The sequence below is a fragment of the Xanthovirga aplysinae genome (genome assembly GCF_009711365.1).
Classification (GTDB): Bacteria; Bacteroidota; Bacteroidia; order Cytophagales; family Cyclobacteriaceae; genus Xanthovirga; species Xanthovirga aplysinae.
Map to the genome: position 1 here is coordinate 1 of NZ_SMMB01000355.1, position 1,234 is coordinate 1,234.

Annotated in this window: 1 protein-coding gene; it reads right to left on the reverse strand. The window is 42.8% G+C overall.

Translation table 11 applies throughout. From position 1 onward, the window contains the following. Positions 1-1,156, reverse strand: a 1,156-nt coding sequence (locus tag E1171_RS01125; protein WP_187696151.1) for a SprB repeat-containing protein, incomplete at its 3' end; no start/stop codon positions are given. Positions 1,157-1,234 lie beyond the last annotated feature (78 nt).

The following is a 1,234-nucleotide window of genomic DNA, read 5'->3' on the forward strand; positions in this document are numbered from 1 at the left end:
AAGTAGGATTACTAAAGGAGCTTTCTGCTGTCAACCCTGCTGGGTCGATTAACACTACATCATTAAGTTCAATTGCACAATCCGTATTATCCTCATCCCGAATCATTAAGTCATAATTGCCCGGTGCAAGACCAGTAAAGGAGACTCCTGTCTGCCAATTGGTTCCTCCATCAATGGAGTATTCATAGTTTCCGCTGCCTCCTGTTGGGTTGGAAAAGGTAATTACTCCATCGGTTTCCCCATTACAGGTTGGATCACTACCTTCGGTATCCACATCCAAATCACAAGGAGGGCCAACGGCACCTGCATTGAGAGACCTATCCATATTCCCAATATTAATTTCGTCTCCATTGACAAAAAGGGTTTTTGTCCGCATATGGTAAGGAGAGCCATTAATAGAACTGGCGGAATTCCCAAATCCCCAATCTGACTGACTTGCAATATGACCACCATAAACGATGAGCACTTCTGATGCAGAAGCGGAAAACTCAATGTCCACTTGTGCTTCAGAAGATGCTGCGTTTAAGTCTCCTGCATCGAAATAAGAAATATTTGTAATCGTTCCATTATAAATCGTCATTTCCCTTTCCCCTGCTGGTAGATTATTAAAGCTTGTGGTGGGTTGGGGATCTCCATTTATGAGAATACTATTAGGCGGTACAGGAATAGCAAAGGTAGAAGGAGCCCCAAGGCCTGGGATACCCGTTGTAGGGTCAATAATTTCATTAGGTGCCACCGTATGATTAAAGGGAGGCATATGTGGTTCCAAACGTTGGAAAGAAGTTAGGTAGTCCAAAGCATGGCTATTACTTTCTTTTATATCATAACCCACTCTTAAAACGACATTATCACCAGGGGTGAGCCCATCGACCAGTACCCGGTATGCCAAAGAATAACCTTCCAGCATGTGACCCTGAGTTGCATTGACATTTCCATTTACCCATGTTACTCCAGGGCTGTTGGCTCCCCCATTACGGACCTGATCCAAATCAACTGATTGCCCGAAGCTTGGGGAATAGATCAACAATAAGGCAAAAAAGCAACATAGCCAATTTGCCAATTCTTTTAACTGTTGATAGACTTTGGTTCTTTCCTTCTTAAAGAAAGAATTCCGGCCTGTAATGAAAAACAGGCCATTAGGGTAAAGCTTTTCCATGAGTGGTTTATTTAAGTTGTAGTTTTTGGAGGACTAAGGGTTAGAGGAAGGAGAGGACAAGGACGAAAACTTTTATAA